The organism is Kitasatospora sp. SC0581, from assembly GCF_048159585.1.
Classification (GTDB): domain Bacteria; phylum Actinomycetota; class Actinomycetes; order Streptomycetales; family Streptomycetaceae; genus Kitasatospora.
Map to the genome: position 1 here is coordinate 61,922 of NZ_JBLRWA010000024.1, position 23,972 is coordinate 85,893.

General features: G+C 75.1%; 1 protein-coding gene. It reads left to right on the forward strand.

All coding sequences use genetic code 11. The annotated features are described in order from the left end of the window. Positions 1 to 33: 33 nt before the first annotated feature. Positions 34 to 23,970, forward strand: a complete 23,937-nt coding sequence (locus ACLWS4_RS28375; RefSeq protein ID WP_416875596.1) for a non-ribosomal peptide synthase/polyketide synthase — start codon at positions 34 to 36, stop codon at positions 23,968 to 23,970. Positions 23,971 to 23,972 lie beyond the last annotated feature (2 nt).

Here is a 23,972-nt window from a genome sequence, read left to right on the forward strand (position 1 = left end):
CCTGCCCGCCCACACTCTTCCGGAGGTCTTCCCATGTCCCGTCGCGACGGCGACGTCCTTCCCCTGACCGGGGCCCAGCGCGAGATCTGGCTCGCCGAACAGCGCTCCCGGACACCGATCCCCGGCTACCGCGTCGGCGAGTGCCTGGAGATCCACGGGCCGGTCGACGCCGGGCTGTTCGAGACGGCGCTGCGCCGGGTGGTCGACGAGGTCGACGCCCTGCACGTGACCTTCGTCGACGACGGCGAGGGCCCGCGCCAGGTCCTCCGCGAGACCTGGGACTGGGCACCGGCCCACCTGGACCTCAGCGAGGAGCCCGAGCCCCGTGCGGCGGCCCTGGAGTGGATGGAGCGGGACCTGCTGCGCCCGCTGGACCTCGCGCGCGACCCGCTGTTCGGGCACGCGCTGGTCAGGCTGTCGCCGACCGAGTACCTCTGGTACCTGAACTACCACCACGTGGTGCTGGACGCGATCAGCAGCTCCATGGTCCGCGGGCGGGTCGGCGAGGTGTACTCGGCGCTGGCCGACGGCGGCCCGGTGCCGCCGTGCCCGTTCGGCCCGCTGCGGGACCTGGTCGACAGCGACGCCGCCTACCGCGCGTCGGCGGACTTCACCGCCGACCGCGACTACTGGACGGAACGATTCGCCGACCGGCCGGAACCGACCCGGCTGACCCGCACGGCCCCGACCGACCCGGACCGCGCGCTCCGGCTGGCCGAGGAGCGGGAACTGCGGCGCCCGGACGCGCTGCGCGCCGCGGCGGCGAGGACCGGCGTCCGCTGGTCCCGCCTGGTGGTCGCGGCGGCGGCGCTCTACGCGCACCGGCTGACCGGAACGCGGGACGTGGTGCTCGCCCTCCCCGTCACGGCCCGGCGGTCCGCCGACCGCGACCTGACGGCGGTGCCCGGCACGATGTCCAACGTGGTGCCCCTGCGGCTGACCGTACGACCGGACATGCCGTGGGGCGACCTCATCGCCCAGGCGGCGCGGGAGGTCGAGGCGGCCGTCGCGCACGAGCGGTACCGCAGCGAGGACCTGCTGCGGGACCTCGGGGCCCCCGGCAGCATCGGGACGGCGTTCCCGCTGATCGTCAACATCATGGCGTTCAACTCCCGGCCGACCTTCGCCGGGCACCCCGCCTCCGTGCACCACTTCGTGTCGGGGTCGACCAGCGACCTGGCCGTCTGGGTGTTCGACTACCGGGACGGCAACCCGCCGCTGCTCAGGCTGCACGGCTCGCCCGAGGCGTACGGCGCGGACGACCTCGCCGCCCACCAGCGGCGGCTGATCGCCCTGCTCGACGCCGTCGCGGACTGCGACCCGGGCGAGCCGCTGAGCCGGATCGATCTGCTCACCGCCGAGGAGCACCGCGAGGTGGCCGCCCTCGGTACCGGGCCGACGGCGGAAGTCCCGGCCGAGACCCTGCCGGAGCTGTTCCGCAAGCACGCGCGGGCCACGCCGGACGCCGTCGCGGTGGTGGGGCCGGAAGCGTCGCTGACGTACGGGGAGCTGGACGCGCGGGCGAACCGGCTGGCGCACGCGCTGATCGCGCGGGGCGCCGGGCCGGAGCGGTTGGTGGCGGTGGCGCTGCCGAGGTCGGCCGAACTGGTCGTGGCGATCCTCGCGGTGCTGAAGACCGGGGCGGCCTACGTCCCGGTCGATCCCGAGTACCCCGCCGCCCGGATCGCCCACCTGCTCGACGACGCCCGCCCGGCCCTGGTGGTGACCGACACCCGCAGCGCGGGGCGGCTGCCGGGGGAGGGCTCCGTCGACCGGCTGGTCCTCGACGACCCGGCGACGGCCGACCTGGTGAACGACCAGTCGCCGGCCGACCCGATGGCGGCCGTCGACCCGGGCCACCCGGCGTACGTCATCCACACCTCCGGCTCCACCGGCCGGCCCAAGGGCGTGGCGCCGACCCACGGCGGCCTGCTCAACCTGCTCACCGACCTCCGGCAGGTCCACCTCCCGCCGGTGACGGGTGACCGGCCGCGGCGGCGGGTGGCCCTGACCACGTCGGTGTCCTTCGACGCCTCGTGGAACCAGCTGCTCGCCCTGTTCGCGGGCCACGAGCTGCACGTCCTGGACCACGAGACCTGGACCGATCCCGACGCCTTCGTCGGCTACGCGGCGCGCCACGGGCTGGACTACGTCGAAGCCACCCCGTCCTACCTCCAGGTCCTGGTCGCCCACGGGCTCCTGGCCGACGGGAACCGGCGCCCGGCGGTGGTCGCGGCCGGCGGCGAGGCCGTCCCGGAGCAGCTGTGGGGGGAACTGCGGGCGGCGGACGGGGTGTCCTGCCTCAACCTGTACGGACCGTCCGAGTGCACCGTCAACCCGGTGGTCGCCTCCGTGGGGTCGAGCCCGCTCCCGGTCATCGGCCGGCCCGCCACCAACGTCCGGCTCCACGTGCTCGACGGCGCCCTGCGGCCGCTGCCGGCCGGCACGCCCGGCGAGCTGTACATCGCCGGGCCCGGCCTGGCCCGCGGCTACCTGAACCGGCCGGGCCTCACCGCCGGACGGTTCGTCGCCGATCCGTACGGTCCGGCCGGCTCGCGCATGTACCGCACCGGCGACCTGGTGCGCTGGAACGCCGAGGGGCAGCTGGAGTTCCTCGGGCGCACCGACGACCAGGTCAAGGTCCGCGGCTTCCGGGTGGAGCTCGGCGAGGTCGAGGCCGTCCTCGCCGAGCACCCGCTGGTCGCCGGGGCCGCCGCCGTGGTGCGCACCGAGGACGAGCCCCGGCTGGTCGCCTACGCCGTCGCCGAGCCCGGCGCCACGGTCACCGACACCGCCCTGCGCGAACACCTCCGGGAGCGGCTGCCCAAGCACATGGTGCCCTCGGCCTTCGTGCTGCTGGACGCCCTGCCCTTGACGCCGAACGGGAAGCTCGACCGGCGGGCCCTCCCCGCGCCCGACCGGCAGCCCACCGACCGGGGCCGTGCCCCGCGCACCGCGACCGAGCAGCTGCTCGCCGGGCTGTTCGCCGAGGTGCTCGGCGTACCGGAGGTCGGCGCCGACGACGACTTCTTCGACCTCGGCGGGCACTCCCTGCTGGCCACCCGGTTGGTCGCCCGGGCCCGGTCGGTGCTGGGCGTGGAGCTGGGGCTGCGCGACCTGTTCGACGCGCCGACGGTGGCGGGACTGGCCGCGGCGGTGGACGTCGCGGGCCGGGCCCGCCCGGCACTCGGGCGGCGCGAGCGGCCCGCGGCCGTCCCGCTGTCCTTCGCGCAGCGCCGGCTGTGGTTCCTGCACCGCATGGAGGGCCCGAGCGCCACGTACAACATCCCGCTGGCGCTGCGGCTCGGCGGAACCCTCGACCAGCGGGCCCTGGACGCCGCCCTGGCGGACCTGGTCGAGCGGCACGAGAGCCTGCGCACCGTCTTCCCGGTGGTCGACGGCGTGCCGTGCCAGCGGGTCCTGGAGGCCGACGAGGCCCGGCCGGGGCTGCGGGTCACCGAGGCCGGCGGGCGCGAGCTGCCGGACCTGCTGGGAGAGGCGGCGCGGTACGGCTTCGAGCTCGCCGAGGAGCCGCCGCTGCGCGCCGAGCTGTTCCGGCTCGGCGCCGAGGAGCACGTGCTGCTGCTGGTCGTGCACCACATCGCCGGTGACGGCTGGTCGGCGGGGCCGCTCCTGCGGGACCTGCGGACCGCCTACGCGGCCCGTACCGGGGGCGCGAAGCCGCAGTGGTCGCCGCTGCCCGTCCAGTACGCCGACTACGCCCTCTGGCAGCGGGAGCTGCTCGGTGACGGCGCCGACCCGGACAGCCTGCTGAGCGGCCAGCTCGCCTACTGGCGGGAGCGGTTGGCGGACCTGCCCGAGCAGGTGGAGCTGCCGTTCGACCGGCCCCGTCCGGCGGTGATGTCCTACCGGGGCGCCCACCTGCCGGTGCGGATCGACGCCGAGCTGCACCAGGGCCTGCGCGACCTCGCCCGCGACGGCGGCGCCAGCCTCTTCATGGTGCTCCAGGCCGGGCTGGCCGCCCTGCTGGGCAAGCTCGGCGCGGGCAGCGACGTCCCGATCGGCACCCCGATCGCCGGCCGCACCGACGAGGCCCTGGACGACCTGGTCGGCTTCTTCGTCAACACCCTGGTGCTGCGCACCGACCTGTCCGGCGACCCGTCCTTCACCGAACTGCTGGGCCGGGTGCGCTCCGACGCGCTGGCCGCGTACGCCCACCAGGACGTGCCGTTCGAGCACCTCGTGGAGGCGCTGAACCCGACCCGCACCCTGGCGCACCACCCGCTGTTCCAGACCATGCTCGCCCTGCAGAACGCGCCGCTCGACACCGTCGACCTGCCCGGGCTGCGGGTGACGACCGACCTGGTGCACACCGGGACGGCCAAGTGCGACCTGACCTTCATCCTGGCCGAACAGCCCGAGGGCCTCTCGGGCGTCCTGGAGTACAGCACCGACCTGTTCGACGAGGCCACCGCGGCGGGCATCGTCGACCGGTGGCTGCGGCTGCTGCGCGCCGTCGTCGCCGACCCGGGCCGACGGATCGGCCGGGTGGACGTGCTGTCCGCCGACGAGCTCCGCACGCTGCTCCCGGCCCGTACCGAGGAGGAGGACGCGCCGGAAGGCAGCCTGACCGCGCTCTTCGAGCGGCAGGTCCGTACCGACCCGGCCGCCGTAGCCCTCACGGATGGTGAAGCAACCTTCTCCTACGGCGAGTTGAACGCCCGAGCCAACCGGCTCGCGCACGCGCTCATCGACCGGGGCGTGGGCCCGGAGCAGCTGGTGGCCCTGGCCCTGCCGCGCTCGGCGGAGCTGGTCGTGGCCGTCCTCGCGGTGCTCAAGGCCGGCGGCGCCTACGTGCCGGTGGACCCGACGTATCCGGCGGCCCGGATCTCCTACCTGCTCCAGGACACCCGGCCCGCGCTGCTCGTCACCACGAGCGCCGTCGGCGAGCTGCCGGGGGCGGACCACCTGGACCGGCTGCTGCTGGACTCCGCCGACCTGGACGGGCGGCCGGACGCAGACCCGGGGGTCGCCGTCGACCCCGGCCACGCCGCCTACGTCATCCACACCTCCGGCTCCACCGGCAACCCCAAGGGCGTCGTGGTCCCGCACCGCAACGTGGTGCGCCTGTTCCGGACGACGGAGGAGCTGTTCGGCTTCACCGCCGCCGACGTCTGGACGCTCTTCCACTCCTACGCCTTCGACTTCTCCGTCTGGGAGCTGTGGGGCCCGCTGCTGCACGGCGGCAGGCTGGTGGTCGTGGACCACGAGACCAGCCGCTCGCCCGGCCGGTTCCTGGAGCTCCTCGCCCGCGAGCGGGTGACCGTCCTCAACCAGACGCCGTCCGCCTTCTATCAGCTGATGCAGGCGGACGCCGAGCATCCGCGTGAACTCGCCCTGCGCACCGTCGTGTTCGGCGGCGAGGCGCTGGAGCACGCCCGGCTGGCGAGCTGGTACGAGCGGCACCCGGAGGACGCGCCGCGGCTGGTCAACATGTACGGCATCACCGAGACCACCGTGCACGTCACCCACGCCGCGCTCGACCCCGTCGGCACCGGCGCCGGCGGGATCGGCGCGGCCCTCCCGGACCTGCGGACGTACGTGCTCGACGACGGCCTGCGGCCGGTGGCCCCGGGCGTGCCCGGCGAGCTGTACGTCGCGGGCCCCGGCCTGGCGCGCGGCTACCTGAACCGGCCCGGCCTCACCGCCGGACGGTTCGTCGCGGACCCGTTCGGACCGGCCGGATCGCGGATGTACCGCAGCGGCGACGTGGTGCGCCGCGCGGCCGACGGCGGCCTGAGCTACGTCGGCCGGGCCGACCAGCAGGTGAAGGTGCGCGGCTTCCGGATCGAGCTCGGCGAGATCGAGGCGGCGATGGCCGCGCACCCCGGCGTCGGCCAGGTCGCCGTCCTCGCCCGGCAGGACCGCGCCGACGACACCCGGCTGGTCGCCTACCTGGTGCCGGCCCCGGGCGCCGAACCGCGCCCGGCCGAGTTGCGCGAGCACCTCGCCGAGCGGCTGCCGGAGCACATGGTGCCCTCGGCGTTCGTCGCGCTGGACGCGCTGCCGCTGACCGCCAACGGCAAGCTGGACCACCGGGCCCTGCCCGCCCCCGACCTCGCCCCGGCGTCGGCCGGCCGCGCCCCGCGCACCCCGCAGGAGCAGGTGCTCTGCGAGCTGTTCGCCGAGGTCCTGGGCTTGGCGTCGGCCGGCGTCGAGGACGGCTTCTTCGACCTCGGCGGGCACTCCCTGCTCGCCACCCGCCTGGCCGCCCGGATCCGCGCGACGCTCGGCGTGGAGATGCCGCTGCGCACCCTGTTCGAGGCGCCGACCCCGGCCGCCCTGGCCGCCGCCCTGGTGGCGGCCGGACCGGCGCAGACCGCCCTGGTGCGGCGCGAGCGCCCCGAGGCGGTCCCGCTGTCCTTCGCGCAGCGGCGGCTCTGGTTCCTGCACCAGCTGGAGGGCGCCGGCGCGAACTACCACATCGCGCTGGCCTGGCGGCTGTCCGGGGAGCTGGATCGGCGGGCCCTGGAGGCCGCCCTCGCGGACGTGGTCGGACGGCACGAGAGCCTGCGGACCGTCTTCCCGGCCGTCGACGGCGTCCCGCACCAGCGGGTACTGGACGTCGTGGCGGCCCGCCCGCGGCTGCTCGTGAGCCGAGCCACGGAGGCCGGGCTGCCCACCCTGATGGCGGCGGCGAAGGACCGGCCGTTCGACCTGGCGGCCGACGCGCCGCTGCGGGTCGAGCTGTTCGAACTGGCGCCGGACGAGCACGTGTTCCAGCTGGTGCTCCACCACATCGCGGGTGACGGCTGGTCGCTGGGCCCGCTCACGCAGGACCTGACCGCCGCCTACGCGGCGCGCCGCCGCGGCGAGGCACCGCGGTGGGAGGGCCTGCCGGTCCAGTACGCCGACTACACCCTGTGGCAGCACGAGCTGCTCGGCGACTCCACCGACCCGGACAGTCCGTTCGCCCGCCAGGCGGCCTACTGGACGCGGCAGTTGGCCGGCCTCCCGGAGCGGATCCAGCTGCCCGCCGACCGGCCCCGCCCGGCCGTCGCCTCGCACCGGGGCGGCTTCGTGCACGCCGGACTGGACGCCGAGCTGCACCGTGCGCTGCGCGCGCTCGCCCGCGAGCACGGCACCAGTCTCTTCATGGTCCTCCAGGCCGGCCTGGCGGCGCTGCTGAGCAAGCTCGGCGCGGGCGACGACATCCCGGTCGGCAGCCCGGTCGCCGGCCGGACCGACCAGGCGCTGGACGAGCTGGTCGGCTACTTCGTCAACACCCTGGTCTTCCGCACCGACACCTCGGGCGATCCGACCTTCGCCGAACTGCTGGACCGGGTCCGGGACACCTCGCTGGCCGGGTACGCCCACCAGGACCTGCCGTTCGAGCACCTGGTCGAAGCCCTCAACCCGGTGCGCTCGCTGGCGCACCACCCGCTGTTCCAGGTCATGCTGGTGCTGCAGAACGCGCCCCGGGCCGACTTCGCGCCGCCCGGGCTGAACGTCGACGACATGCCGTTGACGACGACCACCGCCAAGCTCGACCTGATCCTCACCCTGTCCGAGCGGCAGGCGCCGGACGGTTCCCCGGAGGGGATCGACGGGCTCGTCGAGTACGCCGACGACCTCTACGACCCGGCCACCGTCGAGACGATGTTCGGGCGCCTGGAGCGGCTGCTCCGCGCCGTGGTCGCCGACCCGCGGCGGCGGCTCAGCCGGTACGGCCTGCTCTCCGCGGAGGAGCACGGCGACCTGGCGGCCCTGGGCACCGGACCGGAGGTGGAGCTCCCGGCCGCGAGCGTGCCGGAGCTGTTCCGGGCGCAGGTGCGGGCGACGCCGGACCTGGTGGCGCTGGTGAGCGGGGACGTCTCGCTGACGTACGAGGAGCTGGACGCGCGGGCGAACCGGCTGGCGCACGCCCTGATCGCGCGGGGCGCGGGGCCGGAGCGGCTGGTGGCGGTCGCCCTGCCGAGGTCGGCCGAACTGGTCGTGGCGATCCTCGCCGTGCTGCGGACCGGGGCGGCCTACGTGCCGGTCGATCCCGAGTACCCGGCCGCGCGGATAGGGCACATGCTGGACGACGCAGGCCCGGTCCTGGTGGTGACCGACGGCCGGACCCGGGACGGGCTGCCGGAGGCCGGTCCGGCCGGGTGGCTGGTGCTCGACGACCCGGCGACGGCCGCCCTGGTGGCCGACTGCCCGGCGACGGACCCGCTGGTCGCCATCGACCCGGGGCACCCGGCCTACGTGATCTACACCTCCGGTTCCACCGGCAGGCCCAAGGGCGTGCTGTCGACCCACGGCGGCCTGCTCAACCTCTTCGTCAGCCAGCGTCCGCTGCTGTTCCCCCGGGGGACGAAGGAGCGGCTGCGCATCGGGCTGACCACCTCGGTGTCCTTCGACGCCTCCTGCGACCAGCTGTCCAGCCTGTACGCGGGCCACGAACTGCACGTCCTGGACGAGGCGACCTGGTCCGACCCGGACGCCTTCGTCGACTACGTCAGGCGCGCCGGGCTGGACTACGTCAACGCCACCCCGTCCTACCTGCACGAGCTCGTCGCACGGGGGCTCCTGGACGACCCGGAGCGCCGTCCCTCGGTGGTCTCGATGGGCGGGGAGGCCGTTCCGGACCGACTGTGGGAGCGGCTGCGGGCCGTCGAGGGCGTGTCCTGCCTGAACTACTACGGGCCGTCCGAATGCACGGTGGACGCCGTCGTCGCACCGCTGGGATCGAGTCCGCGCCCGGTGATCGGCCGGCCGCTCGGGGGCCTCCGGCTGTACGTCCTCGACAGCACGCTGCGCCCGGTGCCCGCGGGCGTGGCGGGCGAGTTGTACCTCGCCGGGGCGGGCCTGGCCCGCGGCTACCTGAACCGGCCGGGCCTCACCGCCGGCCGCTTCGTGGCGGACCCGTTCGGTCCGAGCGGCACGCGCATGTACCGCACCGGCGACCTGGTCCGCTGGGGCGCCGACCGGAACCTGGAGTTCCTCGGCCGGACCGACGACCAGGTCAAGGTGCGCGGCTTCCGGATCGAACTCGGCGAGGTCGAGGCGGCGTTGGCGGAGCACCCGCAGGTCGCCCAGGTCGCCGTGACCGTCCGGGAGGACCGGGCCGGGGACGCGCGGCTGGTCGCCTACCCGGTGGCCGTCACCGGGGCGGAACTCCGGCCGGAGGAGCTGCGGGCGCACCTGCGCGAGCGACTGCCGGAGTACATGGTCCCGACCGCCTTCGTGCCCCTGGGGAGCCTGCCGCTGACCGCCACCGGCAAGCTGGACCGGCGCGCGCTGCCCGCACCCGTCCACACCGCGCCGATGACCGGCCGCGCGCCGCGAACCCCGCAGGAGCAGGTCCTCGCGGAGCTGTTCGCCGAGATGCTGGGCGTGGCCGAGGTCGGGGCCGACGACGACTTCTTCGACCTCGGCGGGCACTCCCTGCTCGCCACCCGGCTGGTCGCCCGGGCGCGGGCCGCCCTCGGGGTGGAACTGGAGCTGCGCGCCCTCTTCGAGACGCCGACGGTGGCCGGGCTGGCCGCCGGCCTCGGCGGGGCCGGCCGGGCCCGGCTCGCCCTGGAGCGGGCGGAGCGGCCCGCGCTGGTGCCGCTGTCGTCCGCCCAGCGGAGGCTGTGGTTCCTGCGCCAGCTGGAGGGCGCCGACTCCGTCTACAACATGCCGCTCGCGTGGCGGCTCTCGGGACCGCTGGACCTGGCGGCCCTGGAGGCGGCGCTGGGCGACGTCAGTGCCCGGCACGAGACCCTGCGCACCGTCTTCCCGGCCGTGGACGGGGTTCCCCACCAGAAGGTGCTGCCCGCCGGAGCGGCACGCCCGACGCTGTCGGTCACCCCGGTCGACGAACCGGCCCTGCCGGAACGGCTGGCGGCGGCAGCGGCGCGCGGATTCGACCTCGCGGCCGAACCGCCGCTGCGCGCCGAGGTGTTCGAGCTCTCGGCGGAGGAGCACGTGCTGCTCCTGGTGATCCACCACATCGCCGGTGACGGCTGGTCGCTGGGCCCGCTGGCGGCCGACCTGGCCACCGCGTACGCCGCCCGCCGCCGGGGCGGGGAGCCGCGGTGGGCGCCGCTGCCCGTGCAGTACGTCGACTACACGCTCTGGCAGCGCGACCTGCTCGGCGACGCGGCCGACCCGGACAGCCTGTTCGCCCGCCAGGCGGACCACTGGACGCGGACACTGGCCGGCCTGCCGGAGCAGCTCCTGCTCCCCGCCGACCGCCACCGCCCCGCGACCCCCTCCTACGCCGGCGGCCACCTCGACGTCGAACTGGACGCCGAACTGCACGCCGGACTGGTCCGGTTGGGCCGGGAGCACGGCGCCAGCGTCTACATGGTGCTGCAGGCCGCCCTGGCCTCGCTGCTGGACAAGCTCGGCGCGGGCGACGACATCCCGGTCGGCAGCCTGATCGCCGGCCGGACCGACCAGGCGCTGGACGACCTCGTCGGCTTCTTCGTCAACACCCTGGTGCTGCGCACCGACACCGGCGGCGACCCGACCTTCGCCGAGCTGCTCGGCCGGGTCCGGGAGGGCGCGCTCGGCGCGTACGCCCACCAGGACCTGCCCTTCGAGCACGTCGTCGAGGCCCTCAACCCGGCCCGGTCGCTCGCCCGGCAGCCGCTCTTCCAGGTGCTGCTCGCGCTGCAGAACGTGCCCCGCACCGAGTTCGCGCTGGACGGTCTGGACTCCGAGATCCTCCTGGTGCGCACGCCCACCGCGATGTTCGACCTCGGCTTCCACCTGCTGGAGCACGGCGGCACCGGCGGGCCGGCCGAGGGCATCGTCGGGCGGGTCGAGTACAGCACCGACCTGTTCGACCACGCCACGGTGGAGACGCTGCTCGCCCGGTGGCTGCGGCTGCTGGCGGCGGTGGTCGCCGAGCCGGACCGGCCGCTGAGCCGGATCGACGTCCTCACCGCCGAGGAGCGGCACGAGCTGCTGGTCGTGCGCAACGACACCGCCCGCCCGGTGCCCGTCGAGAGCCTGCCTGCGCTGTTCGAGGCGCGGGTCCGGGCGACCCCGGAGGCCCCGGCCGTGGTGTTCGAGTCCACCGTGCTGACGTACGGCGAGCTGAACGCCCGGGCCAACCGGCTGGCGCACGCGCTGATCGCGCGGGGCGTCGGGCCGGAGCAGACCGTCGCCCTGCGGCTGCCGCGCTCGGCCGAGCTGGTGGTCGCCGTCCTCGCGGTCCTCAAGACGGGCGCGGCGTACCTGCCGGTCGACCCGGACTACCCGGCCGCCCGCATCGCGTACATGCTGGAGGACGCCCGGCCGACTGTGGTGCTCGACGACCTCGCGGCCGTCACACCGGACGGGGACCACCCGGAGACCGACCCCGTCGTCACCGTGGACGCACGGCACCCGGCCTACGTCATCTACACCTCGGGCTCCACCGGCCGGCCCAAGGCCGTGGTGATGCCCGCCGCCGGGCTGCTGAACCTGCTGGAGTGGCACCACGAGGCCGTCGGCGGCGAACCCGGCACGCGCACCGCGCAGTTCACCGCGATCAGCTTCGACGTCTCGGTGCAGGAGATGCTCTCCGCGCTGCTGTACGGCAAGACCCTGGTGGTGCCGACGGAGGAGCAGCGCCGCAGCGCCGAGCTGTTCGCCCACTGGCTGGACCGGCACGGGGTCGAGGAGCTGTTCGCGCCCAACCTGGTGGTCGAGGCGCTCGCCGAGGCCGCCGAGGAGGCCGGGCTGGAGCTGCCGCACCTGCGGCTGGTCGCCCAGGCCGGTGAGGCGATGCGCCTGAGCGGTGCGGTGCGCCGCTTCCAGGGCCGTCGGCCCGGCCGGGTGCTGCACAACCACTACGGCCCCGCCGAGACCCATGTGATCACCGCCTACCCGTTGCCGGCCGACCCGGCGGACTGCCCGCTGCCGGTGCCGATCGGCCGCCCGATCGCCAACTGCCGCGTCTACGTGCTGGATTCGGCCCTGCGTCCGGTCGCCCCCGGGGTGCTGGGCGAGCTGTACCTGGCCGGGGCGGGTCTGGCCCGGGGCTATCTGAACCGGCCCGGGCTCACCGCCGGGCGCTTCGTCGCCGACCCGTACGGTCCGGCGGGCAGCCGGATGTACCGCACCGGCGACCTGGTGCGCTGGCGGGCCGACGGGGAGCTGGAGTTCGCCGGCCGGGTCGACCACCAGGTGAAGGTGCGCGGCTTCCGGGTCGAGCCGGGCGAGATCGAGGCTGAGCTGACCGCCCACCCGGGCGTCGCCCAGGTCGCGGTGCTCGCCCGCGAGGACCGGATCGTCGCGTACGTCGTCCCGTCGGCCGGGAGCGGGGCGACCGCGGCGGCGCTGACGGCGTACCTGCGCGGCCGGGTGCCGGACTACCTGGTGCCGTCCGCGTTCATGCTGCTCGACGCGCTGCCGCTGACGCCGAACGGGAAGCTGGACCGAGAGGCGCTGCCCGCGACCGAGGCCACGGCCAGGGAGACGGGCCGGGCGCCGCGGACGCCGCAGGAGCAGATCCTGTGCGAGCTGTTCGCCGAGGTGCTGGGCCTGGCCCGGGTCGGGGTCGACGAGGACTTCTTCGACCTCGGTGGGCACTCCCTGCTGGCCACCCGCCTCGTCTCCCGGGTCCGGGCGACGCTCGGCGTCGAACTGGAGCTGCGGCGCCTGTTCCGGACCCCGACACCCGCCGGGCTCGCGGCCGGGCTGCACGACGCCGCCGGCGCGCGGCAGGCGCTGGTGCCCAGGCCGCGCCGGGAGGAACCGCTGCCGCTCTCCTTCGCCCAGCGCCGGCTCTGGTTCCTGCACCAGTTCGGGGCACCCAGCGCGACGTACCACATGCCGCTGGCCCTGCGGCTGTCCGGCCGCCTCGACCGGGCCGCGCTGAGCGCCGCGCTCGCCGACGTGGTGGCCCGGCACGAGACGCTGCGCACGGTGTTCCCGCAGACCGCCGGAATCCCGTTCCAGCGCGTGCTGGACAGCACCGAGGCCGCCGTCCCGCTGACCGTCCGAGCGGCCGGCGAGGCGGAGGTGCCCGCGCTGCTGCGCGAGGCCGCGGTGCGCGGCTTCGACCTGACCTCGGAAGTGCCGCTGCGGGCCGAGCTGTTCGCGGTCGCGCCGGACGAGCACGTGCTGCTGCTGGTGATGCACCACATCGTCGGGGACGGCTGGTCCATGGGCCCGCTGGCCCGCGACCTGGCCACCGCCTACACCACCCGCCAGGGCGGCGGGGCGCCGGACTGGCCGCCGCTGCCGGTGACGTACGGCGACTACACCCTGTGGCAGCACGAGATCCTCGGCGACGAGCACGACGCCGACAGCCTGTTCGCCCGCCAGGTCGCCTACTGGAAGGAGGCGTTGGCCGGGCTGCCCGAGCAGCTCCCGCTGCCCGCGGACCGGCCGCGCCCGGCCGCCATGTCGTACGGCGGAGACCTGCTGGAGGTCCGGCTCGACGCCGAACTGCACGCGGCACTGGTGGAGTTGGCGCGGCGCTCGGGTGCGACCCTGTTCATGGTGCTGCAGGCCGCGCTGGCGGCGCTGTACACCCGGCTCGGCGCGGGCACGGACATCCCGATCGGTTCGCCGATCGCGGGCCGGACCGACGAGGCGCTGGACGAGCTGGTCGGGTTCTTCATCAACACCCTGGTGCTGCGGACGGACACCAGCGGCGATCCGAGCTTCACCGAACTGCTCGGCCGGGTCCGGGAGACGGCGCTGTCGGCGTACGCGCACCAGGACGTGCCGTTCGAGCACCTGGTGGAGGCGCTGAACCCGTCCCGCTCGCTCTCCCACCACCCGCTGTACCAGACCGGGCTGGTCGTGCAGAACGCGCCGGGCGGCGACTTCGAACTGCCGGGCGTCCGGGTCTCCGGGGTGAACGTGCTCACCGGGACCGCGCGGCTCGACCTGACCTTCGGGTTCGCGGAGGAGCACGGGCCCGACGGTGCGCCGGCCGGGCTCAGTGGCGCGGTGGAGTACAGCACCGACCTGTTCGACCGCTCGACGGTCGAGGCCCTGGTCGCCCGCTGGACCAGGCTGCTGACCGCGGTCGCCGCCGCACCCGAGCGGCCGATCGGCTCGGTCGACCTGCTGTCGGCCGAGGAGCGGCGCGAGCTGCTGCCCGCCGTCGACGGCGGGGCGGCCGGGGCGAGCCTGCCGGCGCTGTTCGCGGCACGGGTGGCGGCGACGCCGGACGCGGTCGCGCTGGTCTGCGGCGAGGCCGAGTTGACGTACCGGGAGCTGAACGCCCGGGCGAACCGGTTCGCTCACGCGCTGATCGCGCGGGGGGTGGGCCCGGAGCAGCTGGTGGCGGTGGCGCTGCCGCGCTCGGTGGAGTCGGTGGTGGCGGTCCTCGGCGTACTGAAGGCCGGAGCGGCGTACCTGCCGGTGGATCCGGCGTACCCGCGGGCGCGGATCGACTTCATGCTGGCGGACGCCCGGCCGGTGCTGGTGGTCGACGACCCCGCCATGGTGGCTGAGGGCGACGGGCCGGAGAGCGACCCGGAGGTCGTTCTCGACGTCCGGCACCCGGCCTACGTGATCTACACCTCGGGCTCGACCGGGCGCCCCAAGGGCGTCGTGGTCAGCCACGGCGGTGTGTCGGGCCTGGCGGCGGCGCAGGTCGAGCGCCTCGGCGTCGGGCCGGGCAGCAGGGTGCTGCAGTTCGCCTCGCCCAGCTTCGACGCCTCGTTCTGGGACGTCTGCAGTGCCCTGCTCAGCGGCGCCGCCCTCGTCCTGGCCTCGGCTGACGCGCCGCTGGAGTCGCTGACGGACCGCCGGCTCGGCGTCACCCATGTGACCCTGCCGCCCTCGGCCCTGGCGGCCGTGGACGGCGCCGAGGTCACGGCCGGCACCCTGGTGGTGGCGGGGGAGGCGTGCCTGCCGGAGCTGGTGGCGCGCTGGGCGCCCGGCCGACGGATGATCAACGCGTACGGCCCGACGGAGACGACGGTCTGCGCGACGATGAGCGACCCGCTGGCGCCGGGCTCCGGCGTGCCGCCGATCGGCCGCGCGGTCGCGGGCTTCCGGGTCTACGTGCTGGACGACCGGTTGCGCCTGGTGCCGCCGGGTGTGCAGGGGGAGTTGTACGTCGCCGGTGCGGGTCTGGCCCGGGGTTACCTGGACCGACCGGGGCTGACGGCCGGGCGGTTCGTGGCCTGCCCGTTCGAGCCAGGGGAGCGGATGTACCGCACCGGAGACCTGGTGCTTCGGCGCGCCGACGGTGAGCTGGAGTACGTCGGCCGCGCCGACGACCAGGTGAAGGTCCGCGGCTTCCGGATCGAACTCGGCGAGATCGAGGCGGCCCTGGCCGGGCACCCCGCCGTCGCGCAGTCGACGGTCCTGGCCCGGGACGAGCGCCTCGTCGGCTATGTGGTTCCGAGGCCCGGCGTTTCCGCCCGTCCGGCGGAGCTGGCGGCGCACCTGCGCGAGCGCCTGCCGGACTACCTGGTCCCGTCCGCCTTCGTGCTGCTGGAGGCGCTGCCGCTGACGCCGAACGGGAAGCTGGACCGGGCGGCGCTGCCCGCGCCCGAGTCCGTGCCCACGGCGGCGGGCCGGGCGCCGCGCACCCCGCAGGAGCAGATCCTCTGCGAGCTGTTCGCCGAGGTGCTGGGCCGGCCCCAGGTCGGGGTCGACGAGGACTTCTTCGACCTCGGCGGGCACTCCCTGCTCGCCACCCGGCTGGCCGCCAGGGTGCGCTCGGTGCTCGGCGTGGAGCTGGGGCTGCGCACGCTGTTCCAGACGTCCACGGTGGCGGGTCTGGCGGGGGCGCTGGCCGAGGCGGGCAGTGCCCGCCCGACGCTGGCCGTACGGGAGCGGCCGCAGGCCGTACCGCTGTCCTTCGCCCAGCGCCGGCTCTGGTTCCTGCACCGCATGGACGGCGCGGCCGCGACGTACCACATCCCGCTGGCCCTCCAGCTGACCGGGACGCTCGACCGGGCGGCGCTGGACGAGGCGCTGGCCGACGTGGCGGCCCGGCACGAGAGCCTGCGGACGGTCTTCCCGGAGGTGGCCGGCGTCCCGTGCCAGCGGGTCCTGGACCCGGCCGAGGCCCGGCCCCGGGCCGGGCTGACCGAGGTCCCGCAGGACGAACTGCACGGCCGGCTCGCCGAGTTCGCCCGGCGGCCGTTCGACCTGGCGGCGGAGCCGCCGCTGCGGGCGGAGCTGTTCGCGGTCGCGCCGGACGAGCACGTGCTGCTGCTGGTGATGCACCACATCGCCGGTGACGGTTGGTCCACCGGCCCGCTGGCCCGCGACCTCGCCGAGGCGTACGCCGCCCGGAGCGCGGGCCGCGCGCCCGGTTGGTCGGACCTGCCGGTGCAGTACGCCGACTACACGCTCTGGCAGCGCGACCTGCTCGGCGACGCCGCCGACCCGCAGAGCCGGTTCGCCGAGCAGCTCGACTACTGGAAGCGCCAGCTGTCCGACCTCCCGGAGCTGCTCCAATTGCCCGCCGACCGGCCGCGGCCGGCCGTCGCCGGCTGGCGCGGGGACCACGTCGGTCTGGAGCTGAGCCCTGAACTGCACGCCGCGCTGACCGAGTTGGCGAGGAACACCGGCACCAGCCTGTTCATGGTGCTGCAGGCGGCGCTGGCGGCGCTGTACACCCGGCTCGGCGCGGGCACGGACATCCCGATCGGTTCGCCGATCGCGGGCCGGACCGACGAGGCGCTGGACGAGCTGGTCGGGTTCTTCGTGAACACGTTGGTGCTGCGGACGGACACCAGTGGTGATCCGAGCTTCGCCGAACTGCTCGGGCGGGTGCGGGAGGCGGCGCTGTCGGCGTACGCCCACCAGGACGTGCCGTTCGAGCACCTGGTGGAGGTGCTGAACCCGTCCCGGTCGCTGTCGCACCACCCGCTGTTCCAGACCATCCTGGCCGTGCAGAACGCCCCGATGGGCCGGTTCTCGCTGCCGGGCCTGGAGGTGGCGACCTATGCGGTGGCCACCGGAACGGCCAAGTTCGACCTCGGGGTGAGCCTCGTCGAGCAGTTCGGTCCGGACGGGAGCCCGGCCGGGATCGTCGGCGCGGCGGAGTACGCCACCGACCTGTTCGACCGCTCGACGGTCGAGGCCCTGGTACGGCGCTGGACGCTCCTGCTGGAGGCCGTCACCGCCGACCCGGACCGGTCGATCGGCGCGGTCGACCTCCTCGACGGCGAGGAGCGGCACCGGTTGCTGGAGCGCGGCAACGCGACCGCCCGTGAGGTGGCCGGGGTTCCGGTGCCGCAGGCCTTCGCGGCGCAGGTGTCGGCGACGCCGGACGTGGTCGCCCTCGTCCGGGGCGACATCGAGCTGACGTACAGTCAATTGAACGCCCGGGCCAATCGGTTCGCTCACGCGCTGATCGCCCAGGGGGTGGGGCCTGAGCAGCTGGTGGCGGTGGCCCTGCCGCGCTCGGTGGAAGCCGTGGTCGCCGTCCTGGGCGTCCTGAAGGCCGGGGCGGCGTACCTGCCGGTGGATCCGGCGTACCCGCGGGCGCGGATCGACTTCATGCTGGCGGACGCCCGCCCGGCGCTGCTGGTCGACGACCCCGCCATGGTGGCCGGGGGCGACTGGCCGGAGACCGACCCGGAGGTCGCTCTCGACGTCCGGCACCCGGCGTACGTGATCTACACCTCGGGCTCGACCGGCCGCCCCAAGGGCGTCGTGGTCCCCCACGGCGGTGTGGCGAGCCTGGTCGCGGCCCAGATCGAGCGGTTCGCGATCGAACCCGGCAGCAGGGTGCTGCAGTTCGCCTCGCCGAGCTTCGACGCCTCGGTGTCGGAGATCTACACCGCGCTGTTGTGCGGTGCGGCCCTGGTGCTGCCTCCGGCGGGGGACCCGGTCGCGGCGCTGGCCGACCCGGGCCTTGCGGTCACCCATGTGACCGTGCCCCCGTCCGTCCTGGCCGCCGTGCCGGAGGGCTCGGTGGCGGTGTCGACACTGGTGGTGGCGGGGGAGGCGTGCCCGCCGGAGCTGGTGGCGCGCTGGGCGCCGGGCCGGCGGATGATCAACGCGTACGGTCCGACCGAGACCACGGTCTGCGCGACCATGAGCGACCCGCTGTCTGCGGGTTCGGGTGTGCCGCCGATCGGCCGGCCGATCGCCAACGCCCGGGTGTACGTGCTGGACGACCGGCTGCGGCCGGTGCCGCCCGGTGTGCCCGGCGAGCTGTACGTCGCGGGCGCGGGTCTGGCGCGCGGCTACCTGGACCGGCCGGGCTTGACCGCCGGACGGTTCGTGGCCTGCCCGTTCGAGCCGGGGGAACGGATGTACCGCACCGGCGACCTGGTCCGCTGGCTCGGTGACGAGCAGCTGGAATACGTCGGCCGCGCCGACGAGCAGGTGAAGGTGCGCGGCTTCCGGGTCGAGCCCGGCGAGGTCGAGACGGCGCTGGCCGAGCACCCCGCCGTCGCCCGGGCCGCCGTCCTCGCCCAGGACGACCGGCTCATCGGCTACGTCGTCCCCCGCCAGGAGGAGGCCCGCGACAGCGCCCTGGAAGCGGACCACGTGGGCGAGTGGCAGGACATCTACGACGCCCTGCCGATCGTTCCCGAGGACGCCGGCTTCGGCCAGAACTTCGTGGGCTGGAACAGCAGTTACGACGCGAGCCCGATCCCGGTCGAGCAGATGCGGGAGTGGCGGGACGCCACGGTGGCCCGCATCCTGGCCCTGCGCCCCCGCCGGGTGCTGGAGGTCGGCGTCGGAACCGGTCTGCTGCTCTCGCAGGTCGCACCGCACTGCGAGACGTACTTCGCGACCGACTTCTCCGCCACCGCGATCGACGCGCTGGCCGCCCAGGTGGCCGGCCAGGAGGAGCTGGCCGGCCGGGTCGTCCTGCAGACCCGCCCGGCGCACGACACCGACGGGCTCCCGGCCGGGGAGTTCGACACCATCGTGATCAACTCGGTGGTGCAGTACTTCCCGTCCGCCGACTACCTCGCCGACGTGATCGGGAAGCTGATGGGGCTGCTCGCCCCCGGCGGCGCGCTCTTCGTCGGCGACGTCCGCAACCTGCGGCTGCTCCGTCCACTGGCCACCGCCGTCCAGCTCCACCGGGTCGGCGAAGGTGCGGACCTCGCTTCGGTGCGCCGCACGGTGGAGCAGGCCCTGCGGGTGGAGAAGGAGCTCCTGGTCGACCCGGACTTCTTCACCGCCCTGCGGGAGCACGGCACGGACATCGGCACGGCGGTCGTCGAGGTCAAGCGCGGCCGCCACCACAACGAGCTGACCCGCTACCGCTACGACGTGACGCTGCACAAGCCGCCGGTCACCCCGGCGGCCCCGGAGCGGTCCCTCGAACTGGCCTGGGGCCGGCAAGTCGCCGGTCCGGCCGAACTGCGCGAGCTGCTCGCCCAGTCGCCCCTCGGAGCGCTGCGGATCACCGGGGTGCCGAACCGCCGGGTGGCGCGGGAGGCCGCACTGGCCCGGGCGGTGCAGGACGGCGACGGCTCGCTCGCCGAGCTGCTGGAACGCCTGCACGCCCCGGAGGACGCCGACCTGCCCGATCCGGAGGACTTCCATGCCCTCGGCTCGGAGTTCGGCCGCTCGACGGCCGTCACCTGGTCGGCCACCGCGGCGGACGCCGTGGACGTCGTCTTCACCGACCCCCGGGCGCTCGACGGCTCCCCGGTCGAGGCGTACCGGCCGGCCCGGGCCACGGGTGCGCAGCTGTCCTCGCTGACCAACCGCCCGACCGGCAACCGGGGCACCAGCGCCCTCCTGGGTGAACTCCGCGACTGGCTGCGGGACCGGCTGCCCGACTACCTGGTCCCCTCGGCGTTCGTGGCGCTGGAGGCGCTGCCCCTGACGGCCAACGGCAAGCTCGACCGCCGTGCTCTGCCCGCCCCCGACCTCGGCCCGGTCGCGGTCGGACGGGCGCCGCGCACCCCGCAGGAGCAGCTCCTCGCCGAGCTGTTCGCCGAGGTGCTGGGCCTGGCACAGGTCGGCGTCGACGACGGCTTCTTCGACCTGGGCGGGCACTCCCTGCTGGCGACCCGCCTGGCCTCCCGGGTCCGGGCGACCCTCGGCGCGGAGCTGGAGGTCCGGACGCTGTTCGAGACCCCCACCGTGGCCGGGCTGGCCGCCCGCCTGGACGGCTCCGGAGCGGCGCGGCCCGTACTGACCGCCCAGGCCCGCCCCGACCGGGTGCCGCTCTCCTTCGCCCAGCGCCGTCTCTGGTTCCTGCACCGGATGGACGGGCCGAGCGCCACCTACAACATGCCGCTCGCGCTGAGCCTGACCGGCGAGCTGGACCGCCCGGCCCTGCACGCCGCGCTCGCGGACGTGGTGGCCCGGCACGAGAGCCTGCGGACGGTGTTCCGCGAGACGGACGGCGTGCCGTACCAGGTCGTGCTGAGCGCCGAGCAGGCGCGCCCCGCACTGCCGGTGGTGGAGATCGACGAGAGCGCCCTGGCCGGGCGCCTGGCGGAGACGGCCGGGTGCGGCTTCGACCTGGCCGCGGAGCCGCCGGTCCGGGCGGAGCTGTACGCGCTCGCCCCCGATCGGCACGCCCTGCTGGTCGTGGTGCACCACATCGCCGCCGACGGCTGGTCGATGGGCCCGCTCTCCGGTGACCTCGCCGCGGCCTACGCGGCCCGCTGCCGCGGCGAGGCCCCGCGGTGGTCCCCACTGCCGGTGCAGTACGCCGACTACAGCGCTTGGCAGCGCGACCTGCTCGGTGACGCCGCCGACCCGGACAGCCTGTTCGCCCGGCAACTGGCCTACTGGAAGGAGGAGCTGGCCGGCGTCCCGCAGCAACTTCAGCTGCCCGCCGACCGGCCCCGGCCGCCGGTGGCCTCCCAGCGCGGCGACGGGGTCGCGGTCCGGCTCGACGCCGAACTGCACCAGGCTCTGCGGGACCTGGCCGCCGCGCGCGGCGCCAGCATGTTCATGGTGCTCCAGGCCGGACTCGCGGCCCTGCTCACCCGGCTCGGCGCCGGCACGGACATCCCGGTCGGCAGCCCGATCGCCGGCCGGACCGACCAGGCGCTGGACGAGCTGGTCGGGTTCTTCGTCAACACCCTGGTGCTGCGCACCGACACCGGCGGCGACCCGACCTTCGCCGAACTGCTCGGCAGGGTCCGACAGAAGGCGCTCGGCGCGTACGACCACCAGGACGTGCCGTTCGAGTACCTGGTCGAGGTGGTCAACCCCGCGCGGTCGCTGGCCCACCACCCGCTGTTCCAGATCATGCTGGCCCTGCAGAACGCGCCGGTCGGCGAGTTCGCGCTGCCGGGGCTGGAGACCGGCCACCTGGCGGCGCCGACCGGCACCTCCCGGGTCGACCTGACCTTCAGCCTGGCCGAGCGGTTCGGCCCGGACGGCGCCCCCGACGGCCTGGTCGGCGCGGTGGAGTACGCCACCGACCTGTTCGACGCGCCCACCGTGGAGCTGCTGTTCGAGCGCCTGGCCCGGCTGCTGCGCGCGGCGGTCGCCGACCCGGACCGGCCGATCAGCCGGATCGACATCATGCCCGCCGAGGAGCGCCGCCGACTGCTCGCCGGGTCCACCGGCGTCGCGGCCGAGCTGCCGGAGGCCGCGGTGCCGGAGCTGTTCGCCCGCCAGGTGCGGGCCACCCCGGAGGCGGTCGCGGTCGTCGCGGGCGGCACCGAGCTGACCTACGCGCAGCTCGACCAGTGGGCCGGCCGCCTGGCGCGGGCGCTGATCCGCCAGGGCGTACGGCCGGAGACACCGGTCGCGGTCATGCTGGACCGCTCGGCGGAGCTGGTCGTGGCGATCCTGGCGATCATCAAGGCCGGCGGCGCCTACGTGCCGCTCGACCCGCGCTTCCCCTCCTCCCGGGTCGACCTGATCCTGCGGGAGAGCGGGGCCGCCCTGGTGCTCACCCGGGAGGTGCTCACCGCACTGGAGCGGTCCGCGGCCGCCGATCCGTCCGACGTCGAAGTCCCCTGTGCGCCGGAGCAGTTGGCGTACATCATGTACACCTCCGGCTCGACCGGCCGGCCGAAGGGCGTGGCCGTCACCCACCGCGACGTGGTGGGCCTCGCGCTCACCCCCGAGTGGCGGAGCGGCGGACACGCGCGGGTGCTGATGCACTCCCCGACGGCCTTCGACCTCTCCACCTACGAGCTGTGGGTGCCGCTGCTCAACGGCGGCCGGGTCGTCGTGGCGCCGCCGGAGCAGCTCGACCTCGACCTGCTCCAGCACACCATCACCGCGCACGGGGTGACCGGACTGTGGCTCACGGCCGGACTGTTCCGCCTGGTCGCCGAGGAGCGCCCGGGCCTGCTCGCCGGGGTCCGCGAGGTGTGGACCGGCGGCGACGTGGTCTCCCCGGCCGCCGTCGCCCGGGTGCGGGAGGCCTGCCCCGGCATCGAGGTGGTCAACGGCTACGGGCCCACCGAGGCCACCACCCTGGCCACCCGGCACCCGGTGGACGACCTCCCCGAACACGCCGCGACCGTGCCGATCGGCCGGCCGATGGCGAACATGCGCGCCTACGTGCTCGACGAGCGGCTGCGCCCGGCGCCGACCGGCATGGTCGGCGAGCTGTACCTCGCGGGGACGGGCGTGGCCCGCGGCTACCTCGGACGGGCCGGCCTGACGGCGGAGCGCTTCACCGCCGACCCGTACGGGCCGTCCGGCAGCCGGATGTACCGCACCGGCGACCTCGCCTCCTGGCGGACCGACGGCACGCTGGACTTCGCCGGCCGCGCCGACCACCAGGTCAAGCTGCGCGGCCTGCGGATCGAACCCGGCGAGATCGAGGCCGTCCTGGCGGGCTGCCCGGGCGTCGCCCAGGCGGCCGTCGTCGCCCGCGAGGACCGGCCGGGGGACAAGCGGCTGGTCGCCTACCTGGTGCCCGCCCCGGAGGGGGCGCCCGAGGCGGGCGAGCTGTCCGGCCGGCTGCGCCGCGACCTGCCCGACTACATGGTGCCGGCGGCGTTCGTCACCGTGGACGCGCTGCCGCTGACCGCCAACGGCAAGCTCGACCGGGCCGCCCTGCCCGCCCCCGAGTACGGGTCCTCGACCGCCGGGCGCGGCCCCCGGACGCCGCAGGAGCAGCTGCTGTGCGGCCTCGTCGCCGAGGTGCTCGGCCGGGAGCAGGTGGGCATCGACGACAACTTCTTCGACCTGGGCGGGCACTCGCTGCTGGCCGCCCGGCTGGCCTCCCGGGTCCGCGAGACCCTCGGCCTGGAGCTGGGCCTGCGGATGCTGTTCGAGGCGCCGACCGTGGCCGGTCTCACCGAGCGCCTGCTCATGGACGACCCCGAGGACGCGTTGGACGTGGTGCTGCCGCTGCGCTCGACCGGGACCGGGACGCCGCTGTTCTGCGTCCACCCCGGCGGCGGCATCAGCTGGTCGTACAGCGGACTGCTGAACCACCTCGGCCCGCAGCACCCGGTCTACGCCATCCAGGCGCGCGGCCTCGGCCGGCCCGAACCCCTGCCGGACTCCTACGAGGAGATGGCGGCGGACTACGCCGACCAGATCCAGAAGATCCAGCCGGAGGGCCCGTACCTGCTGCTCGGCTGGTCCGCCGGCGGGCTGATCGCCCACGCGCTCGCCTGCGAGCTGCAGTCGCGCGGCGAACGGACCGCACTGCTGGCGATCCTCGACGCCTACCCGGTGAAGGAGGTGCGGTTCGAGGTGGCCCCGGTGCCCACCGTGCGGGACGTGCTCGTCGGCGTGCTCGACGTCGACCCGGACGAGCTGGGCGACCGGGAGATCACCTACGCCGAGGTCGCCGAGGTGCTCAACCGGCGGGGCAGCGCGCTGGCCGGCCTGACCGAGCGGCAGGTCGAGGTGATCGTCGAGATCATGATCAACAACTCGAAGCTGGCGGTCGACTTCGTCCCCGGCGACTTCGACGGAGACCTGCTGCTGTTCAACTCCACGATCGACCGCGCCGAGGACAACGCCGGGCCCGAGACCTGGCGCCCCTACGTCACCGGCCGGATCGAGTCCCACGAGATCACCACCCGGCACGACCGGATGACCCAGGCCGGCTCGCTGGCCCAGATCGGACCGGTCCTGGCCGCGAGGATCACCGAGGCCGTCGGTGACACCGACGGCACCACCACCCTTTCCCACCAGGAGGACTGACC